Here is an 18,792-nt window from a genome sequence, read left to right on the forward strand (position 1 = left end):
TGCCTGCGCGTGCCCGTCCCAGAGCCCGTGCCTGCTCGCGCCTGGGCCCACCTGCGCCCGCGCGGACAAGATCCCGCTCGAACATGGACGTAGTGGCATCGGCGTTCGAGGACGCCACTACGTCCTGGGTCCAGCACGATCTCGGTCTGCGTCGAGATCAAGGCGGGCTCAACCTCGACGCCATCGCCACCCCAACGAAGACCACGGAAGGGTGTTGCAACCACCGGCTGAGCCTGCCCAATGGGGGAATCCCCCGCAACATCAGGGATGGTGCTGCCTCCCGCGTGCCCGAGGCAGCACCATCCCTGATGTTGCGCACATCTTGGCGCGGGGCGCGGGGCGCGGGGCGCGGGGGTAGGGGACAGGGGGAGGCGGGGCGCGGGGCGCCTGGGGCGGGTGTTCGAGGTCAGGCGGGGGTGGGGGTCGGGGCGGGAGACGTCGCGACGGCCGTGGTGCGGCCGTCCTGCTCGGCGCTGAGCAGCCGGCGCAGCGAGAGCGCGATCAACGACGCGACCAGGCAACCGCCGACCACCGTCGCCACCCAGACTCGGCCGTCGGCGGCGCCGATGAGCGGTCCCGCGGTCACCGGGCCGATCACACCGCTGATTCCGAAGATCATCGAACTCATCGCGTTGTACCGGCCGCGAAGCTCGTCAGTGGCCAGGGCGTTGGTCAGCGCGGGCATCACCGGCGACAGCATCGTCTCGCCGAAGCCGAAGATCGCCGAGCAGGCCACCACGCACAGGGCAGCCAGCACCGCGCTCTCCCCGGTGACCAGGCCGGCCGCGCCGAGGACCAACCAGGCGGCGGCGAACACCGCCCCCACCACCGCCAGTGCCCGAGTGCGGCTGCGGCCCTCGATCCGCCGGATCACCAGCAGTTGCGCGAGCACGATCATCACGGTGTTGGCCGCGAGCGCCCAGGCCACCACCCGGGGGTTCACCTCGACCACCCGCACCGCGTACGCGGCGAAGCCCACCTCGATCTGCGCGTACCCGCAGGTGGTGAGAACCAGCCCGAAGATCACCAGCCGTCGGAACGGGCGGTCCCGCAGCACGGTCAGGTAGCCGCCGGGCGACGGCTCATCGACACCTCGACGGTTGCCGAGTCGGTGACCCACGCCGGGCAGGGAGAGCAGGATCAGCGCCGGCAGCAGGTACGTCAGCGCGTCCAGCAGGTAGATCGTCTGGAAGGTGCCGGGCCGGGCGGTGTCGACGATCGCGCCGGAGGTCATGCCGCCGATGCCGATACCGAGATTGAGCAGGGCGAAGTTCAGCCCGAACACGCGTTGCCGCTCGTCGTCGTCGGTCAACGACGCGAGGATCGTGTTCTGCCCGGACCAGATCGCCGAGCTGCCGATGGCGATCACCGTCATCACCACCAGTGCCGAACCGGTCGAGTGGACCAGCGCGAGCGAGCCCGTGCCGATCGCCTCGATCACCAGGCAGGTCACCACCACCCAGCGGGCGCCGATCCGGTCGATGAGCGTCCCGCCCAGCGGCGACAGCGCCAGGGTGACCGCGCCGTACCAGCCGATCACGAGGCCGGCGCGGGCGTCGGTGAGCCCGCGTACGTCGGTCAGGTAGATGAACAGGAACGGCAGGGTCAGACCGCGCCCGATCGCCGACAGCAAAGTGCCGAGCATGATCCGGCGGGCGTCCGATCGGCGGGGCAGGGCGCGACGCAGCATGTCCGGCATTCTGTTCGTCAGGTGTGACACCGCGCGAACCGTTTTGGCCGCGCCCCGCCGTCGCCGGGGCCATCGGGTGACCAATCCCACGATGATCCACTCGGCTCGGTGGTGGTCGGTGGGTGTCCGCCGGGTCTGCGATGCTGGCCCGATGACCGGCACCTGGCGACATCTGCCCGCTACCGCCCGCGCCATCGCGGTGACCGCCACCGCGGCCGTCGCCGCCGCCCAGGCACGCGACGGTCAGGCGTACGACGAGGCGGTCGGTGGCCTCGCCGCCGACGAGCGATCCGGCCTGGTGCTCGGCGCGGTGGTCCGGCTGCTGCTGGAGGAGGGGCATCCGGAGGGGCTGGCCGGCGACGACATCCGTCAGGTGTTGACCCGTTGCGTGCAGAGCGCGACGCGGTGGCGGTCGGACGTGGACCCGCACGTGGTGCTCGTCCTGCTGGCGGGCGCGCTCGGCGTGTACGACCCCGACGGCGACGAGTCGCCCCCGGACGCGTCGGCGCTGGCCCGGCATGCCCCGCTCCTGGTGGCCGACCTGTTGGCGACGACAGGCGTGTCGTTCGACGACTACCTCGCCGCCGCGTTCGCCGAGATCGAGCGCACCGAGCGACAGGACTGACCGGCGGGGGCGGCCACCTCCAGGTGGTGGCGGCCCCCGCCGCTCAGGTCAGGCGGCGGGGGCCGCCACCTCGAACGAGTACCAGTTGGCGTCGTATCCGACCGAGCCGTCGGCGTGGACGCCGTAGACGGTAAGCGTCACGTACCCGCTGGCAGTCGGCGTCCAGGTGATCGTGGCGCGACCGTTCTCGTCGGCCGCCACCTCGGTCGGCTCGGCGTCGTCGAAGCTGTAGCGGAAGGCCTTGGTGTCCGTCCAACCAACCGGCGGGGAGAAGGTGAAGGTGCCCTCGACTCCCACCCCGCCGACCGGCGAGCCGTCACGCGAGTAGTAGACGTCGGACCTCACCCCGGGGCCGGGGCTGTAGTACCCGGACCAGGAGGCCGCCTGTGACACAAACCCGTTGTCGCTGTGGCTGCGTACCGTGATCTGGGGTCCGTCCGGCTTGGTGGAGACGAAGCGGAAGTAGGCCGTCCCGTCCTCCTCCGCGGACCTGATCTCGGGGTCTCGCCCGTCCAGGGTGATCTCGTACTCGCGGACGCCTGTGACACCGGGCGCCGGGACGAACCTCAGCAGCACTTCCTGCCCCCACTGCGGCGGACCGTTCTCCTCCCGCACCTCGGGGGCGGTCCACGGCACGAGGGTGCGGTACTCGACGGTCCCGGAGACGTTGCCGGCGAGGTCGATGGAGCGGACGGTAAGCGTCTGCGTTCCGAAGTCGGTCGGATTGATCGTCACGGTCGCCGAACCGCCCGGCTTGTCCGCCCGGACCGATCCCGGCTGGTCGAGCGGGTTCGTGCACTCCAGCTGACCGTAGTCACCGCTGGTCGAGCAGCTGCGGACGCCCAGACCGCGCCAGGAGTACTCGAAGCCGGCGACGTCCTTGTTGCCGTTGCCGGAGAAGGTGAAGGTCCCGGGCACACCTGCCGGTGCCCACTCGCCGGTGCTGTCCGCCGGGTAGTTGGCCGAGGTGACGGTGGGCGCGCCGGGCGCGGTGCCGTCGTGGGTGAAGAAGCACTTCTTCGACCACGCCGAGGCGTCGGTGCCGTCGGTCACCCGGGCCTGCCAGACGTACGACTCGCCGTCGGCGAGGAAACCGTCGGGCAGGTTGACGGTGTTGGCCCGACCGGAGATGCCGTGCTCGCCGGTGAACACCTGCCGGGCGTCCGGCGTGGCCTTCGGCCAGATGGCGACCTCGGTCCGGACGGCCCACTCGTCGTTGCCGTCCGCGTCGGAGCCGACCGCCTGCAGCACGTTGGCGAACCCGCCGATGCGCGGGTACGGCTTCAGTTGGGTGCAGGGGAGGCCACCGTTGTACAGGTGGGCGTTGTCGATCTGCGGCACCGAGTTGTACTCGGTGCTCATCCGGACGCCCTGGTAGGCGTCGAGTCGTCGACCGTAGGAGGCGTCGCTCTCGAACTGCTCCGGCACCCGGATCTCGAAGGTGACGTGGCGCTGCCGGTGTGCCACCGCGTCCTGCACCGCCGTCGTCACGTCCAGGGCGATGCCACGGGGGCAGTACTGCGTGGGCGTCACGTCCTCGGCGACCTTGACGATGGGCGCTGGCGACCGGTTCCAGGTGGGCGTCGTTGTCACCGGCTTCGTACGCCAGATCTCGACGGCACGCTTACCGCAGTCGGCGACGCTGTCCTCGTCGACGAACACCTTGCCGGAGTAGACCTTCTTGCCCTCGTACGCGGCGAGGTCGAAGGTGACGTACACCCGCGAGGTGTGGCTCTTGCCCGCGTCGTCCTGCCAGGTGCCGAGCGGAAGAGGGGTGCCGGCTTCCGACGGGTACGCCTTCTTCGGCGTCGCCGAGTCGGTCCAGCCCACCGCGACGGTCGGCGTGCGCTCGGGCTGCGGTGCCGCGAGGGCCGCGCTCGTGGTGGACATGAGACTGAGCCCGCTGACGCCCATCGTCAGCGCGAGGGCGCCGAGGGCAGCGCGGCGCGGCCTGGATCTGATCACAGTGGATGTTCCTCCCCGTGTGCCATCCGCCTACTGAACGGATGATCAGGCGCATCAAATCCTGGCTGGCGTCTGGCGGCAACCGCCTTTCGGCCGGCTTGGTAGCCGGCCGAAAGGATCGATGATCTTTTGAGCCATGTGACGGGACGGCGGACCGGGACCAGGTCGGCGCGTTCAGTCCTGGTTCCAGGTGTCCGTCTCGAATATCGACTGCGCACCCTCCCCGGCCACCTGACCGCTGGCGAGCGTCCGGCCGGACGCGTCGAGCGCCTCGACGACGAGGCCCGTCATGGAGTCGGGCACGGGCACCACCGCCCCGGAGCCGCTGACCGCAGCCGTCGCCACCTCGCGCCCGTCCTTCACCACACGCACCTGGGTGGCTGCCGCCGGCGTCACCACGAGCAGGGCCCTCGGGGCCTCGTCTCCGATGATGTCACTGTCGATCGACACAGCCAGGACGCCTGCGGGGTCGGTCGGGTCCGTCGCGACGGTGAAGGAGGCGCCGGTGCCGATCACGCCGTTGGCCCTCGGTTGGTCGAGGTCGATCGTCACCTCGCCGACCCAACCGCCGCCGCCGGCCGCGGGAGCGGCCAGGATCGTCGTCCTGCCGCTCTCCGTCGACCCGCCGGCGGCCGGTGATCCGTCGGCGGAGCGGGCGGGGAGGCCGGTGACGTGCCCGCCCCACACCACGCTCGGCAGGGCGGTCAGTTGGTATCCCGCCGACTTGGCGTACTCCGACACCAACAGTCGGGCACGCTGCTCCTGAACACTGCCGCGTACGCGGGACATCGCGGTCGCGAGCTGCGCGTCGGTGAGCGGTCCCGGCAACAGCGACCCCGGGCCCGGTGTCATCTTGCGCGTCACAGTGCCGCAGTCGACCCGCCACCACTCGGGCCGCTGGGTCTTCGGGGTACGGATCAGGTAGGAGCCGGTCGGCTCCGGGGTCCACTGGAACGCTGTGCCGGTGGGCAACGGTGAGGTGAGGAAGACGCACCCGGCGGGTGCGACAGCCACGTGGATGGTCTTGCCCGGCCCGGACGGGTCGCCCAGGGCGAGGCTCTCGTAGGGTTCCAGGCCGTCGCCGACGCCCCGGCCGGCGTTGGTGCTGGCCAGCTTCTCGGCGCTGGCCCCCTCGTCGGCGGACAGCCACATCGCGGCGCTCGGCCAGCCGGTGGTCGGATCGGGCTGGTCGCGGACGAAGGCGGCGAGCGCGATCCGCTGGCCGCCGACATCGTCGACGAACAACACCTTCACCGTGTTTACCGGCACCGCCACCGCCAACCGGGGGATGTCTCCCCGGCGCTGCGCGGCCAGCAGGAGTTCGGAAAGCTGGCGGACATAGCCGCTGTCCTGGCCGACGACGCCGCGTGGTGGTGACTGGAGGAGTTTGTCCGACCAGGCCAGCACGGGCGCGGTGGACTCGGTCGAGTCTGCCGGTGGTGGTGGGGTGGTCCGGCCGGGGTCGGCGATCGCGAAGGCCGCTCCGCCCACCGAGACCACCAGGGCCAGCGCCAACCCGCCGAGCCGGCGCTGCCGGCTCCGTCGATAACGCGCCCTGGCTCGACCGTACGGATCCGGCTGTGGGGTGAGGTTCCCACTCAGCTCGGCCAGGGCCCGGCTCAGTTCCTCGTCGACAGTCATGGTGTTGCCCCCGTCATCGTCGTCGTCCCGGTCGGTGCTGGACTGGCTGCCGCTGGGGCCGGAACCGGTGGCGGCGCGTCCGACGCCAGTGCGAGACGCAGGCGTGCCAGACCTCTCGACGCACGGCTCTTGACCGACCCCACGGAGCAGCCCAGGGCGGCCGCGACCGCCACCTCCGGCAGATCGACCACGTACCGGAGCACGATCACGGCCCGGGTGCGAGGCGTCAGCTCCCGCATCGCCTCGTACAGGGCGTGCCGTTCCGTCACCGCCTCTGTCATGTCCCGACCGGACCGGTCCGGCAGGATCGACGTCACCACCTCGTGCACGCGGTGGCGACGCCAACTGCTGATGTGCTGATTGATCATGACCCGTCGCAGGTACGCCATCGGATCGTCGACCCGACGCCACCTGCGCATCACCTTCACCAGCGCCGTCTGGACCAGATCCTCGGCATCCTGGGCTGACCCGGTGAGGTGGTACGCCACGCGCAGAAGATCCATGTAGCGCGTCTCGACGAACTCTCGAAAATGCTCGTCGTCCACTGCCATAAGCCCCCGCCTCGGTTGGTTACCCATCACGACTCCGTCGGGGGCCAATAGGTTGAAGCCGTGCAGTTCCTGATCGACCTCCCGGCGCGTCCGCGGCGGGCGGCGCGCTGTCGACCGCTGCACTACTGTGCCCGGGATGAGCGCCGACGGCTGGCTGGCCGACACCCGGACGTCCTACGACACGGTGGCCGCGAGTTACGCCGAGATGCTGCGCGACGCACTCGTCGCCGCGCCGTACGAACGGGCGGTCCTGGCGTTGTTCGCCGAGCTGACCCGCGGCGGCGGCGAGGGACCCGTGGCAGACATCGGCTGTGGGCCGGGACGGATCACCGCCCACCTGCACGGCCTCGGTGTCGACGCCTTCGGCATCGACCTCTCGCCCGCGATGATCGACATCGCCCGACGCGACAACCCTGACCTGCGGTTCGCTGTGGGTTCCATGACCGACCTCGACCTCGCCGACTCCTGCGTCGCCGGCATCCTGGCCTGGTTCTCACTCATCCACGTCCCGGACGACGAGGTGCCCACCGTGCTGGCCCACTTCCACCGGGTGCTGCGTCCCGGTGGCACCCTGCTGCTCGCCTTCCACGTCGGTGACGGGCATCGGCTGAAGACCGAGGGCTACGGCGGTCACCCGATGAACGTGTACGTGCACCGCCGCCCACCCGACCGGGTCGCCGCCTGGCTCGGCGACGCCGGGTTCACTGTCGAGGCCCAACTGCTGTACCGCCCCGACGAGAGCAGGCACGGAGCGTTTCTCTTCGCACGCCGGAGGTCTGACGAGGAATGACAGTGTTCGCGTGCCTTCGCTGCGGAACCGCACTCACCGACGACCTGCACGAGGTGCAGTTCGCGGAGTTGCCGGACCCGGTCTCACCTTATGAACTCGAACCCGGCGAGGCGTGCCCGGCCTGGGTGTCCGCAGGGAGGTTCGCTGTTGACCCCCACCCCTTTGGGCCGCCCTATGTGGCGATTGACACGGACGGTCGGAATCTGGTTTCCGCCGGGCCTCGCAACACCATCATGATCAATCCTGCCGGCCTGCTGGTGCGGCACCTGCATCCGGATCGCGGTCGCCGCAACGGCTGCTGCGGCCTCGATGGCACTGACGGCCCCAACCTGGTGTGCGGCTGCGGGGCGGAGATCGCTACCGAATCGTCGGACTGTTGGACGCCGCAGGTCATCCGGTTGCAGCCGCACGCCGTGGTGCGGAGGTAGGAGCTGTCTCCACCGGGAACGGACGTTGCTGAACTGGCTGAGTTGTCCGCTTCCCCTGCTCGAACGGCCCGCCGCCGACCCTGCTCAGGCTTCGCTGACCAGCTCTCGGATGCGCTGCAAGATCTCCCTGGGGTTGTCCTCTGCGAGGTTGCGGAGTGTCTTGTCACCCGCCTCCGACGGATAGAGGATCGCGGTCACTACGGATGCGATTGGGCTACCGAGTCGGTAGATGCGTGCCTCTCCCCACTGGCCGGTGGGGAGATCCGGAGGGAGATGCCCCAGTCCGTGCGAGGCAAGGTCATCGCTGATCGCTGCGCAGATGCCAACTGAGAGCCGCCCGGCACCGCGAATATCTCGCAGCTCCGCCATGTGCGTCACGTACAAGCCGCCAGAGTCCTCGACGGCGTCCCTAAGTTCGCCATATGTGCTCGCCACAGGAGAAGCTTAGGGACAAAGAAATATCTAAGTCAAGAAATTTCTTCGTTACTAAGTGCCGCACCCAATGTCCGGCCACTGCGAGAGCTTCGCGCTCAGAGCTTCGACCGTTGACTGGTCGACAAGGTCACCGCTCAGTACCCGCACCCTTCGCGATCTCTGGAAGTGCCTCAACCGCTCGGTAGAACCTGCCGTGCAAGCACTCGGGCAGGTCAGTGACGGAGCAGATCTGTCGGCATCAACTACGACCCGGGTTCTTGGATGGGGCAAGGGGCCCGGACCGGATCTTTGCAAAATCCGACGGGCCCTAGGGTCGGTGCCCTACCCCGCCGCACACAGGGCAGGGCACCTCGCGCCCCGTGTCCTACCGCAGGAGCTTGTGGAGGGTTTTCGCTACGGCCAAGCTGGCCATGGTCATGGTCACCAGACCACTGACGATGCCCAGCAAGACGCAAGGTCCGGTGCCCAGTGATGTCTGTGCCTGCACGGCGACGCTGACCCCGGCGGCCACACCGGCCAGGAGTCCAACCACGAACGCGATCACAAGGATCAACAGGTGGCGTTCGGTCAGGAGGTAGCTGTGCTCGCCGAGCGCTGTTCGGTGTTCACCACCGATCGGATCCTGTGAACGCCGTGGCTGAGGCACCACGGTCGAGTGCTCCTGGCTGGCATTGAGGTCGCGGTTACTTCTGGCGGTGCTGTTGGACACGCTCGTCTCCATGGATGTGACGACTACCTCGGACGTGTCGCCTCACGTCGCGTGTGGGCGTCTGCCGGTTACCGCCAGCAAGACGCACGACGTGGGGGCGCTCTCCTCGGGGAAACGATCGACAGTGGGGCAGCGTCACGGTGTTTGAGAGGTTGTCACGTCGATTGAGTAGGCACGGGCGTAGAGCCGGAAATCACCGCCATGCGCCGTTCCGTCGGTCCCGTTGACGAGACTTTCTGCCTAATGGGCCGAAGCGTGCCTGAGCTGTGAGAACACGCCAGATGTATTGACTAGTATGGATTGCTACTTTACTCAATCCATAACCTTACTTACTCAACCTCATTGTTACTTGCGAGTATCTTGGGCCTCGCTGCTCACGAGAGCAGGTCCAGTCTCGTTACGAGAACGAGATGTGAGCCATGAGTAGTGAGGCGCGCACCTCGGACAGGACGGCCCTCTGTTACCGCAGGGGGCCGTTCGCTGTGGGTGAGACCCGCCGAAGGCCTCGTCACTCAGAAAGCACCAGAGGGCACATCCATGGATCGGATGTGCCCTCTGACCTCTGGTCGGGGTGGCCGGATTCGAACCGACGACCTCTTCGTCCCGAACGAAGCGCGCTACCAAGCTGCGCCACACCCCGAGGCGTGCCGACAAATAGTAGCCCACCCGCCCGGATGGTCAAACTCGGTACCCCCGCCGCCCTGGCCAGCGGGCGGCGGGGTTCGTCAGCGGGGGATGAGGGTGAGGATGCTGGCCTCCGGGGGGCAGGCGAAGCGGATCGGGGCGGTCGGGTGGGTGCCGAGGCCGGCGGAGACGTGCAGCCAGGAGTCCGAACCAGGCCAGCGGTGCAGGCCACGCGCCATCGACCGGGGCAGTCCGCAGTTGGTCACCAGGGCTCCGTAGCCCGGTACGCAGACCTGACCGCCGTGGGTGTGCCCGGCGAGCAGCAGCCCGAAGCCGTCCGCGGCCATCTGGTCGAGCACCCGCGGCTCCGGGGAGTGCGTCAGCGCGATGGACAGATCCGCGGAGGACGAGACCGCCCCGGCCACGGTGGGGTAGTCGTCCCGGTCGATGTGGGGGTCGTCCACGCCGACCAGGTCGAGCTGCCGACCGCCGGCCTTCAGTGTGGTCCGGGCGTTGTTGAGGTCCGCCCAGCCGGCGCCCGTGAACACCTGGCGCAACTCCTCGTAGGGCAGCTCGACGCCCTCGGTGTACTCCCGGTCGGGTAGGAAGTAGGTGAAGGGGTTCTTCAACACCGGGCCGGTGTAGTCGTTGGAGCCGAACACGAACGCCCCGGGATAGTCCAGCAGCGGCTGGAGGGCCCGCAGCACTCCGGGCACCGCTCCCGGGTGGGCCATGTTGTCGCCGGTCACCACCACCAGGTCGGGGTCGAGGGCGGCCAGCGACGCCACCCAGCGCTGCTTGCGCGCCTGGTCGGGCATCATGTGCAGGTCCGACAGGTGCAGCACGCGCAGCGGCTCCGCGTCGGCCGGCAGCACCGGCACGTCGTACCGCCGCAGGGTGAACATGTTGCGCTCGATGAGCGACGCGTACGCGAGGGTGGCCGCGCCGACCGTGGCGGTTCCGGCGGCAAGCCGGAATAGTGTGCGCTTTCGCATGGCGTTCAGGGTAGTTTGACCGTCCATGAGCACGCTGAAGGACCGCCTCACCGCCGACATGCGTTCCGCGCTCAAGGCGCGCGACGAGCTGACCACCTCCACGCTGCGGATGGCCCTGGCCGCCGTCGGCACCGCCGAGGTCGCCGGCAAGGCCAAGCGCGAGCTCACCGATGACGAGGTGCTCGCCGTGTTGACCAAGGAGGCCAAGAAGCGCCGGGAGGCGGCCACCGCCTTCGCCGACGCCGGCCGCGCCGAGCAGTCCGCGAAGGAGACCGCCGAGGGCGAGGTGCTGGACCGCTACCTGCCCAAGCAGCTCTCCGACGCCGAGTTGGCCGAGCTGGTGTCGGGGGCGCTCGCCGCGGGCGGCTTCACCGGGAAGACCCAGATGGGCCCGGCCATGAAGGCGGCCCAGGCCGCGGTGGCGGGCCAGGCCGAGGGTGGTCGGGTGGCCGCCGAGGTACGGCGACAGCTCGGCCTCTGACCCACGGGCGGCATCCCGGTCGGCGGCGTCCCCGCGCGGGCGGCCGTGGTCTGGACAAACGGAAACGGGCGGGCACCCGGTGTGGGTGCCCGCCCGTCGTGTCCTGATCGTCGACTCAGCCGCCGGGACGACCACCGGGTCGACCGGTGTTGCCGGGTTGCCCGCCGCCGTTGTTGCCCGGCGTGGCGCCGCCGCCACCGTTACTGACCTGGATGGTGACCACACCACCCTTGATGGTGCGTCCGTCCGGGCTGGTGCCGTGGGCGCTGCCCGGCGGGCAGGACGACTTCACCTTGGCCTCGGAGACCACCGGCTCGAAGCCCGCGTCCTTGAGCCGGGACTTCGCCTGCTCCACCGGAATGCAGCTCACGCCGGGGATGCTGCGCTGGTCACCCTCGGAGATCTTCTGGCCCGGTGGCTCGAACTGGACGCGATCCTTGCCCTTCATGGCATCCCGCAGCGTCTCGTACACCGGCGGGTTGATGCCGTTCTTCTGCTCGTGCTTCATCGTGACGTTCGTCTGCGGCCAGTCCGGGTCGGCCATGATGCCGGCCACCGCGTACTGCCTGGTCATCGCGACCAGCGCGGCGGTCTTCTCCGAGTCGGTGGTGCCGGACTTGCCGGCCACCGGCGCGTCGACGACGCCCTTCACGGCGGCGGCGGTGCGGCTGCTGCCGCACTTGCTGGTGCTGGAGTTGTCGCCGACCGGGCAGCGGGCGGCGTCCACGGCGGCTCGGGCCACCTCGGTGCTGAACCGCTTCTCACAGCGCGGGTTGGCGATGTCCAGCTTGTTGCCGTCCGGGTCGCGGATCTCCTGCACCGGGATCGGCTCGCAGTACTTGCCGTCCGCCGCCAGGGTCGCGTACGCGTTGGCCAGGTCGAGCGGGGTGGTCTGCGAGACACCGAGGGTGAAGGCGCCCCACTGGTGCGCCCCCTTCTCCAGGGTCAGATCCTCCTCGGTGCGGAACTGGATGCCGGCCCGCTTGGCGGCGCTGACCACGTTTTCCGCGCCGACCTGCTGCTGGAGCGGGACGAAGAAGGTGTTCACCGACTGGGCGAAGGCGGTCCACATGTTCTGGACGCCACCGGGCTTCAGACCGGAGTTGGTCGGGCAGTACAGGTTGGTGCCGGGGCAGGCGGCGGGGCCGGGCCGGATCTTGTATTCCGACCGGAACTGCTGCGGCGCGTTCATGCTGAAGCTGAGCGGGATGCCCTTCTCCAGCGCCGCCACGATGGTGAAGATCTTGAAGGTCGAGCCGGCCTGGTAGCCGGTGATGCCGTCGCCACCGGTCAGCAGCGGGTTGACCGTCGCCGGATAGTTGCCCCGGATGCCCTTCCTGCTCTTCGCCGGATCGCTGGAGATCTTGTTCCTGGGCTTCTTCGGGTCGTCCAGCTTGAACTGCCTGTTGACCGCAAGGGCCCGGACCCGGCCGGAGCCGGGCTCGACCACCGCGACCATGGCGGCTTCCTTGCTGTTCTCGCTCTTGGCCTTACGGACCGCCTTGTCCGCGCCGCGCTGCGCCTGGACGTCGATCGAGGTCACCACTGTGTAGCCGCCGCTCTTCAGCCGCCGCTCCCGGTCGTACGTGGTGGAACCGAACGTCTCCTGCTGCATCCACCAGCGGTAGAAGTAGTCGCAGAAGAAGCCCCAGCTGTTGACGTTCGCGGCGACGCAGCCGTTCGGGGTGCGCTTGTCCAGCACCTTGAGCTCGACGGCCTTGGCGGCGTCGGCCTCCTGCTGGGTGATGGCCTTGATCTCGACCATGTTGTTGATGACGTAGTCACGTCGTTGCAGCGCGGCCGGGTAGCCCGACTCGGTGGTCGGGTCGTTCGTGGTGGGCGCCTTGACCATGCCGGCCAGCAGCGCCGCCTCCTCGATCTTGAGCTTGCTCGGCGGCTTACCGAAGTAGACCTGGCTGGCGGCGTAGATGCCGTACGCGCCGTTGCCGAACGCGGCGAGGTTGAGGTAGCGGGTGAGGATCTCGTCCTTGGAGAATTCCTTGTCGACCTGGAGGGCCAGCCGCATCTCGCGAAGCTTGCGGGCGCTGGTGTCCTCGGTGGCCGCGACCACGTCGGCCGGGTGGGTGGCCGAGTAGGCGATGGCCAGCCGGACGTACTGCATGGTCAGCGTCGAGGCGCCCTGCCGGCCGCCGTCGCTCTGGTTGTTGACGAACGCGCGGGCGACACCGTTGATGTCGACGCCGTTGTGCTTGTAGAACTCATGGTCCTCGGCCGCGATGATGGCCTTCTGCATCCACGGCGAGATGTCGGCGAGCTTCACGTCGCGCCGGTTCTCGTCGTACATGGTCGCGAGCGGTGTCTTGCCGTCCGAGGCCAGCAGGTAACTGATCTGTGGCGCGCGGGCCACCGTCAGCTCCGTGGGCAGGGCGCCGAATGTCTCGGCGCCGGCCTTCGCGGCCAGGCCGGACATCGCCACCGCGGGGAAGGCCGCCGCAGCGACCACCACGCCAGCCAGCAGGCCGCACACCAGCAGCGATGCGGCGTTGGTCAGCACATTGTGGTCACGTTTCCGCATCCAGGTCACCTCGGCATGGTACGCGAGTAGGGAACGAGGGGCGCCTGGGAGTTCTTTCCCCATTTCCTGCGCGCGCTGCCCTCGTTGTGCTAAACGCACGACCCCCGGTGCTTGGTTGCGTGTGACCCGGCGTGAGTCTCCTCCGATTCAGGGAGGCGGCGCAGCGTTATCGCCGACCTCAGCGGGGTAACCGGCGGTCGAAGGCCCGGGAAGCCGGGAAAGTCCGGAATGATGGATTTCGTCGACAACGTTGCGTAATCAGTCGACTACAGAGCATGATGGGGGCGGCGACAGCGCCACATGTCGTCCGTGCCGCCTTGGGGAAGGCGAGCCGGGCGATCGGGGGGAATTGCCGGCTGGCGTGCATCGACGAGGTCGGTAGGTACTGCAAGGGGGGACGTGTACACATGGGCATGATCACTGACTGGCCGTCGCTGGCGGCGTGTCAGAACGGGGACCCGGACGCGTTGTTCGTACAGGGTGCCGAACAGAACGTGGCGAAGCGGATCTGCCGAAGCTGCCCAGTTCGGTACGAGTGCCTGGCCGACGCGCTCGACAACCGGATCGAGTTCGGTGTGTGGGGCGGCATGACCGAACGCGAACGGCGGGCGCTGCTGCGTCGACACCCGCAGGTGACGAGCTGGCGCAAGATGTTCGAGGCCGCGATGAAGAAGAACAGCAAGGAAAAGGCCGAAAAGGACAAGATCCTCGTCAGTGCGGCCAACTGACGACGGTCACGGCCGGCTGATCGCCGCGCCGATCGTCCGTAGCCCGTCGACGTCGTGGACGTCGGCGGGCTGCGCCGTCACCGACACCGCCGGCACCGCCGGGAACGCCTCGGTGAACCGCGCGGCGACCTGCTGCTCGCGTACCGCCTGACGGGCCAGCGCCGCGTGCGCCCGCAGCACATCGGCGGTGGCCTCGTGCCCACCCAGCTCGGTCAACCGCTCGGCGGCGACCCGACTCTGCTCGGCGTCCAGCTCCGGCACCGCGAGTCGGTGCACCCGGTTGAGCACCAGGCCGGCCAGCGGCATCCGCTCCTCCCGCAGGCGGCCCGCGAAGTAGGCGGCCTCCCGGACCGCGTCCGGCTCCGGTGTCGCGATCAGGAGGAAGGCCGTCTCCCGTGCCTGGAGGATCCGGTACGTCTGCTCGGCGCGCTGCCGGAAACCACCGAACATCGAGTCCAGTGCGGCCACGAAGCCGGACAGGTCGGTGAGCAGTTGTGCGCCGAGGACCTTCTGCACCACCTTCGAGAACATCCCGAACGAGGCGGTGACCAGGCTGAACATGCTCCGCCCGCCGCTGCGCGCCGGGGCCAGCAACAGGCGCAGCATCCGGCCGTCGAGGAAGCGGGAGAGCCGGGCCGGGGCGTCCAGGAAATCAAGTGCCGAGCGGGACGGTGGGGTGTCCACCACGATCAGGTCCCATTCGCCGCGGGCGTGCAGTTGGCCGAGCTTCTCCATGGCCATGTATTCCTGCGTGCCCGCGAATGTCGAACTCATCGCCTGGTAGAACGGGTTCGAGAAGATCTCGGCGGCCTTCGTCGGATCGGTGTGCTGCAGCACCACGTCGTCGAAGGTGCGCTTCATGTCCAGCATCATGGCGTGCAGCTCGCCGCCGCTGCTCTCGACGTCGATCCCCTTGACCTGCCGGGGTGTGTTGTCCAGCTCGGTCAGGCCCAGTGACTGGGCCAGCCGGCGGGCCGGGTCGATGGTGAGCACCACCGTGCGCCGGCCATGGTGCTCGGCGGCCCGCAGCGCCAGCGCCGCGGCCGTTGTCGTCTTTCCCACCCCGCCGGCACCGCAGCACACGACGATCCGTACGCCGGGGTCGGCGAGGATCTGGTCGACGTCCAGCTGCGGCGCCGCGTCTTCGGAAGGCACCAATCGAGCGTATCGGGCCGCGTGGTCAACGCGCCCGTGCTGCGCTCAGGTGTGAGTCAATCGGCGCGGACGAGGGCCTGGGCCAGTGCCGCCAACCCCGCCCGGTCCACCCCGTCCGGCAGCAACGGCAGCTCGACCATCGGCAGCCCCAACTCCACCAGGTCGGCGCGGAGCGAATCCTCCAGTTCGCGCCGGATGAGCTGGTCACGCGCCTCGTCGTGCAAACCGGCCACGGTGTCCCGATCGGCCGGCAACCCGGCGGCGACCAGCCCCCGCCGCAGCTCCGCGGCGGTGACCGCCGAGCCGGCGGGCAGTGGCGGCCGGGTGCCGTTGACGATCACCTTTCCGGTGCCGAAGCCGAGCGCGGTCAGGTCGGCGATCGCGTCCACCGTCTCCTGCACCGGCATCTCCTCCAGCAGCGTGACCACGTGGACCGCGGTCATCGGGGAGCGCAACAGCGCGGCGACCCCCTCGCTCTGGGTTTTGATCGGGCCCACCTTCGCCAGCCGGGCCGTCTCCGCCGTGACGTTGAGGAACCGACCGATCCGCCCGGTCGGTGGGGCGTCCAACACCACCGCGTCGTACGCCCGCCGCTGCCCGGAGGTGCGGGTGGTGGCCTCCTTCACCTTGCCGGTGAGCAGCACGTCCCGCAGACCCGGCGCGATCGTGGTGGCGAAGTCGATGGCACCGAGCTTGCGCAGCGCCCGGCCCGCCGCGCCCAGCTTGTAGAACATGTCCAGGTATTCGAGCAGCGCCTCCTCGGCGTCCACCGCGAGCGCGCGCACCTCACCGCCGTCCGGCGCGTCGGCGAGGTGTCGCTCCTCGTACGGCAGCGGGTCGATGCCGAAGAGTTGGGCGATGCCCTGCCGCCCCTCGACCTCGACCAGCAGGGTGCGCCGGCCACCGGCGGCGAGCGCGAGGGCCAGGGCCGCCGCCACGCTGGTCTTGCCGGTGCCACCCTTGCCGGTCACCACGTGGAGGCGGGCCGACCATCCGGTACCGGCCGAGTCGAACGGCCGCTCAGCTGCACACACCCGACGAGCCTATCCACGCCCGGCGCTCAGGCGACCTCGCAGACCCACCAACCCGTCTTCTGCACCACTGTGAAGCGCAGGTCCTGGTCGGCGACCTTCTCGTCGGCGGTGGTCATGGTGACCCGGGTGGAGACGGTGGCCCGGTCGCCGGTCTGGTTGTCCACCTTCGGGGTGGTCCACCGAAACCGGGGGTTCTGGTACTCGGACGCGTACTTCTGCACCTCGGCCACCTTCGCGGCGATCTTCTTGTCGTCGCGGGAGGCGGCGCACACCCGGTTGGTCGCCTTTGTCGCGTCGCGATCCTTGTAGACCGCGGTGAGGAACTCGTCGACGGCGACGGCCGGTTCCTTGGCGCCCTCGCCGGTCTCGGCGTTGCGCAGGGTCAGGAACGCCAGCACGCCACCGCCCACGCAGAGCACCATGATCACGACGAGCGCGATCGCCGCGATCAGCAGGCCGCGCTTCTTCTTCGGCTCGGCCGTCCCGGGATACAGCGGGTACGCCGGTGGGGGTGGCGGGATGGCCGCGGAGCCCGGCGTGCCGGGTGCTGTCGGGGCCGGCGTGCCGGCCGCCTCAGCCCCACCGGTCGGCGCGGGGAAGGCCTGCTGGCTGGGGATCTTCGGTGGGGCGGGGAGCGCCGCCGGTGCGGGCGGCGCGGGGAGCGCGAGCTGCCCGGACGGCGCGGCGGGGGCCGATTGGGCGGGGGCGGCCGCGACGCCGGGCTGATCGTTGGGTTCCGGCTGGGCCGGCGGGAGGGCGGGTGGCCCGGCCTGGTCGCCGCTGGGCGGTTGGGTCATCGTCTTCCCCCGGGGGTCCGGCGCCCGCCGCCACCCCTGGCGTCGAGCGTGATCGAGCGGGCTGCCGGGCGCTGCGCGACCGCCCGACCGGAAGGGTAGCGGTCGATGACGCGAGCGGTGTCGCCCGTGCCGCGCGGCTGCCCACCGATCCGGCCGGCGGGACCGCGCGCCGGGAGCGCCATCGGGCTTCTTACCTGCCATGTGTCGCATATGTGACTGTAGGTGGCCATTCGGGCGCGTCTTGCTGGCGGGACTGCGGCCCCGGACCTACCTTTCGTCCCGGCGCGGGGGCCGGAACGGACGAATGGGTCCGGACCGGAAGAGCGATCCGAGCGGTACGACCGGAGGCAGTGCATGCGCGACGTGGACAACATCCCTCGCACCCAGTTCCCGACCAACGAGCGGCCGCACCGGTCCGGGTCCATGTTCACGGCCGGGGGACAGATCGGCGGCCAGCCGATCAACGAACGGTCGTACCGCCGGATGCCGGAGCAGACGGAGGTGGGCCAGGCGCCGGGCCACGCCGCCGAGCGAGCCCGCGACGACGACGAGCCGGGCTTCGTCATCCACCTGCCGATCCGGGTGCCGAGTCTGGCGGCGGCGACAGTGCTGGCCGGCCGTGTCGCCGTGTCGCTGGGCTTCCTGCCCGAGCTGGACGCGGGCGAGACCACCGTGTCAAACGCCGACGACCAGAACAACCGGCACCGGGTCTTCTGCGACCTGCTGCTGCCCGACCGGTCCCGCTGCCCCCAGGGGTACGAGCACGAAGGGCTCTGCGGGGAGCTGCCGGCCGCGCCCGAGCAGCGTCCCGCGCCTCGTCCGGCCAGCGGAACGTAGGCTGTCCCTCGAACAAATTCCGCACCGAGAGGGAGCCCTTCAGCGATGCAGAAGTGGGAATACTCCACGGTCCCGCTGCTGGTCCACGCGACCAAGCAGATCCTCGACAACTGGGGCGAGGACGGGTGGGAGCTCGTCGCCGTGGTCCCCGGGCCGAACCCCGACCAGCTGGTCGCCTACCTGAAGCGACCGAAGGCGTGAGCAACGGTCCGCACGCGAAGCTCGCCGAGCTGGGGCTCGACCTGCCCGAGGTCGTACCGCCGGTGGCCAGTTACGTGCCAGCGGTGCAGTCCGGGCAGCACGTGTACGTCTCCGGCCAGTTGCCGATCGCCGAGGGCAAGCTGCTCGCGACCGGCAAGGTCGGCGCGGGGATCTCCGCCGAGCAGGCGAAGGACCTGGCTCAGCAATGCGCGCTCAACGCGCTGGCCGCGGTCGACTCGCTTGTCGGCCTGGAAAATGTGGTCAAGGTGGTCAAGGTGACCGGTTTCGTGGCCTCCGCGCCCGGCTTCACCGGTCAACCGGCAGTGATCAACGGTGCCTCCGATCTCTTCGGCACCGTCTTCGGCGAGGCGGGCCGCCATGCCCGCAGCGCCGTGGGGGTGGCCGAGCTGCCCCTCGACGCCCCGGTGGAGGTCGAGCTGATCGTCGAGGTCGCCTGACCCATCCCTCTCGCGATCTTGCACTCTCCGCCCGGACGAAAGCCCTGAACAGGGACGAACCAGGGGAGGAAAGTGCAAGATCGCGGAGGGTGGCGAGCGGGGTCGTACGATC

At 69.6% G+C, this 18,792-nt stretch carries 19 protein-coding genes and 1 tRNA gene; 8 read left to right on the forward strand and 12 right to left on the reverse strand.

Annotation, left to right across the window (positions count from 1 at the left end):
* Nucleotides 1-406 precede the first annotated feature (406 nt).
* Nucleotides 407-1,690, reverse strand: a complete 1,284-nt coding sequence (locus ACLQ29_RS12090) for an MFS transporter (protein ID WP_425771707.1) — start codon at nt 1,688-1,690, stop codon at nt 407-409.
* A gap of 151 nt (nt 1,691-1,841) precedes the next feature.
* Between ACLQ29_RS12090 and ACLQ29_RS12095 the strand changes: the two genes are divergently transcribed.
* Nucleotides 1,842-2,315 carry a hypothetical protein gene (locus ACLQ29_RS12095; protein WP_425759567.1) on the forward strand — a complete coding sequence of 158 codons (474 nt, stop codon included), beginning with the start codon at nt 1,842-1,844 and terminating at the stop codon, nt 2,313-2,315.
* 48 nt (nt 2,316-2,363) lie between these two features.
* Here the strand turns inward: ACLQ29_RS12095 and ACLQ29_RS12100 are convergent, their stop codons facing one another.
* From ACLQ29_RS12100 to ACLQ29_RS12110, 3 genes are all read right to left on the reverse strand, one after another.
* Nucleotides 2,364-4,280 carry a hypothetical protein gene (locus ACLQ29_RS12100; RefSeq protein WP_425771708.1) on the reverse strand — a complete coding sequence of 639 codons (1,917 nt, stop codon included), beginning with the start codon at nt 4,278-4,280 and terminating at the stop codon, nt 2,364-2,366.
* A 174-nt stretch (nt 4,281-4,454) separates the two neighbouring features.
* Nucleotides 4,455-5,921, reverse strand: coding sequence for a hypothetical protein (locus ACLQ29_RS12105; RefSeq protein ID WP_425771709.1), 1,467 nt, complete (start codon nt 5,919-5,921; stop codon nt 4,455-4,457).
* Nucleotides 5,918-6,472, reverse strand: a complete 555-nt coding sequence (locus tag ACLQ29_RS12110) for a SigE family RNA polymerase sigma factor (protein WP_425771710.1) — start codon at nt 6,470-6,472, stop codon at nt 5,918-5,920. The genes ACLQ29_RS12105 and ACLQ29_RS12110 overlap by 4 nt, the downstream gene beginning before the upstream one ends.
* A gap of 136 nt (nt 6,473-6,608) precedes the next feature.
* On the opposite strand from ACLQ29_RS12110, the gene ACLQ29_RS12115 reads away from it, so the two are divergent.
* Together ACLQ29_RS12115 and ACLQ29_RS12120 are read left to right on the forward strand one after the other, a co-directional pair.
* Nucleotides 6,609-7,262 (forward strand): class I SAM-dependent DNA methyltransferase, encoded by a 654-nt coding sequence (locus ACLQ29_RS12115; RefSeq protein ID WP_425771711.1) that lies wholly within the window; start codon nt 6,609-6,611, stop codon nt 7,260-7,262.
* On the forward strand, nt 7,259-7,690 hold the full coding sequence (locus tag ACLQ29_RS12120) for a hypothetical protein (RefSeq protein WP_425771712.1): 432 nt from the start codon (nt 7,259-7,261) through the stop codon (nt 7,688-7,690). Before ACLQ29_RS12115 ends, ACLQ29_RS12120 begins: the two co-directional genes overlap by 4 nt.
* A gap of 84 nt (nt 7,691-7,774) precedes the next feature.
* Here the strand turns inward: ACLQ29_RS12120 and ACLQ29_RS12125 are convergent, their stop codons facing one another.
* From ACLQ29_RS12125 to ACLQ29_RS12140, 4 genes are all read right to left on the reverse strand, one after another.
* Nucleotides 7,775-8,125, reverse strand: coding sequence for a hypothetical protein (locus tag ACLQ29_RS12125; RefSeq protein WP_425771713.1), 351 nt, complete (start codon nt 8,123-8,125; stop codon nt 7,775-7,777).
* 364 nt (nt 8,126-8,489) lie between these two features.
* Complete coding sequence (locus tag ACLQ29_RS12130) at nt 8,490-8,834, reverse strand: hypothetical protein (protein WP_425771714.1); 345 nt, start codon at nt 8,832-8,834, stop codon at nt 8,490-8,492.
* Nucleotides 8,835-9,397: 563 nt separating this feature from the next.
* A tRNA-Pro gene (locus ACLQ29_RS12135) sits at nt 9,398-9,474 on the reverse strand.
* A gap of 85 nt (nt 9,475-9,559) precedes the next feature.
* Complete coding sequence (locus tag ACLQ29_RS12140; protein ID WP_357075460.1) at nt 9,560-10,453, reverse strand: metallophosphoesterase; 894 nt, start codon at nt 10,451-10,453, stop codon at nt 9,560-9,562.
* 25 nt (nt 10,454-10,478) lie between these two features.
* Here ACLQ29_RS12140 and ACLQ29_RS12145 point away from each other — a divergent pair, with 25 nt between their 5' ends.
* Nucleotides 10,479-10,934, forward strand: a complete 456-nt coding sequence (locus ACLQ29_RS12145; RefSeq protein WP_425771715.1) for a GatB/YqeY domain-containing protein — start codon at nt 10,479-10,481, stop codon at nt 10,932-10,934.
* 115 nt (nt 10,935-11,049) lie between these two features.
* Here ACLQ29_RS12145 and ACLQ29_RS12150 read toward each other — a convergent pair whose 3' ends face one another.
* A complete protein-coding gene (locus ACLQ29_RS12150; RefSeq protein WP_425771716.1) occupies nt 11,050-13,470 on the reverse strand; it encodes a transglycosylase domain-containing protein in 2,421 nt (806 codons plus the stop codon).
* A 407-nt stretch (nt 13,471-13,877) separates the two neighbouring features.
* Here ACLQ29_RS12150 and ACLQ29_RS12155 point away from each other — a divergent pair, with 407 nt between their 5' ends.
* A complete protein-coding gene (locus ACLQ29_RS12155) occupies nt 13,878-14,198 on the forward strand; it encodes a WhiB family transcriptional regulator (RefSeq protein WP_393369305.1) in 321 nt (106 codons plus the stop codon).
* A gap of 6 nt (nt 14,199-14,204) precedes the next feature.
* Here ACLQ29_RS12155 and ACLQ29_RS12160 read toward each other — a convergent pair whose 3' ends face one another.
* From ACLQ29_RS12160 to ACLQ29_RS12170, 3 genes are read right to left on the reverse strand one after another with little or no spacing between them, the layout of a single operon-like run.
* Complete coding sequence (locus ACLQ29_RS12160; protein WP_425771717.1) at nt 14,205-15,356, reverse strand: ArsA family ATPase; 1,152 nt, start codon at nt 15,354-15,356, stop codon at nt 14,205-14,207.
* Nucleotides 15,357-15,409: 53 nt separating this feature from the next.
* Nucleotides 15,410-16,387, reverse strand: coding sequence for an ArsA-related P-loop ATPase (locus tag ACLQ29_RS12165; protein ID WP_393369311.1), 978 nt, complete (start codon nt 16,385-16,387; stop codon nt 15,410-15,412).
* A gap of 26 nt (nt 16,388-16,413) precedes the next feature.
* A complete protein-coding gene (locus ACLQ29_RS12170; RefSeq protein ID WP_425772033.1) occupies nt 16,414-17,004 on the reverse strand; it encodes a hypothetical protein in 591 nt (196 codons plus the stop codon).
* Nucleotides 17,005-17,538: 534 nt separating this feature from the next.
* Here ACLQ29_RS12170 and ACLQ29_RS12175 point away from each other — a divergent pair.
* The 3 genes from ACLQ29_RS12175 to ACLQ29_RS12185 are packed head-to-tail and all read left to right on the forward strand — an operon-like array spanning nt 17,539 to nt 18,680.
* Entirely contained in the window at nt 17,539-18,021 is a 483-nt protein-coding gene (locus ACLQ29_RS12175) for a hypothetical protein (RefSeq protein WP_425771718.1), read from the forward strand.
* A gap of 45 nt (nt 18,022-18,066) precedes the next feature.
* Complete coding sequence (locus ACLQ29_RS12180; RefSeq protein WP_007466198.1) at nt 18,067-18,222, forward strand: DUF4177 domain-containing protein; 156 nt, start codon at nt 18,067-18,069, stop codon at nt 18,220-18,222.
* The gene (locus ACLQ29_RS12185) at nt 18,219-18,680 is read left to right on the forward strand and encodes a RidA family protein (RefSeq protein ID WP_425771719.1); all 462 of its coding nucleotides are present in this window, start codon (nt 18,219-18,221) and stop codon (nt 18,678-18,680) included. Before ACLQ29_RS12180 ends, ACLQ29_RS12185 begins: the two co-directional genes overlap by 4 nt.
* The last annotated feature ends 112 nt before the right edge of the window (nt 18,681-18,792 follow it).

It is taken from the genome of Micromonospora sp. DT228 (genome assembly GCF_049841595.1).
In the GTDB taxonomy this organism is placed as follows: Bacteria; Actinomycetota; Actinomycetes; order Mycobacteriales; family Micromonosporaceae; genus Micromonospora.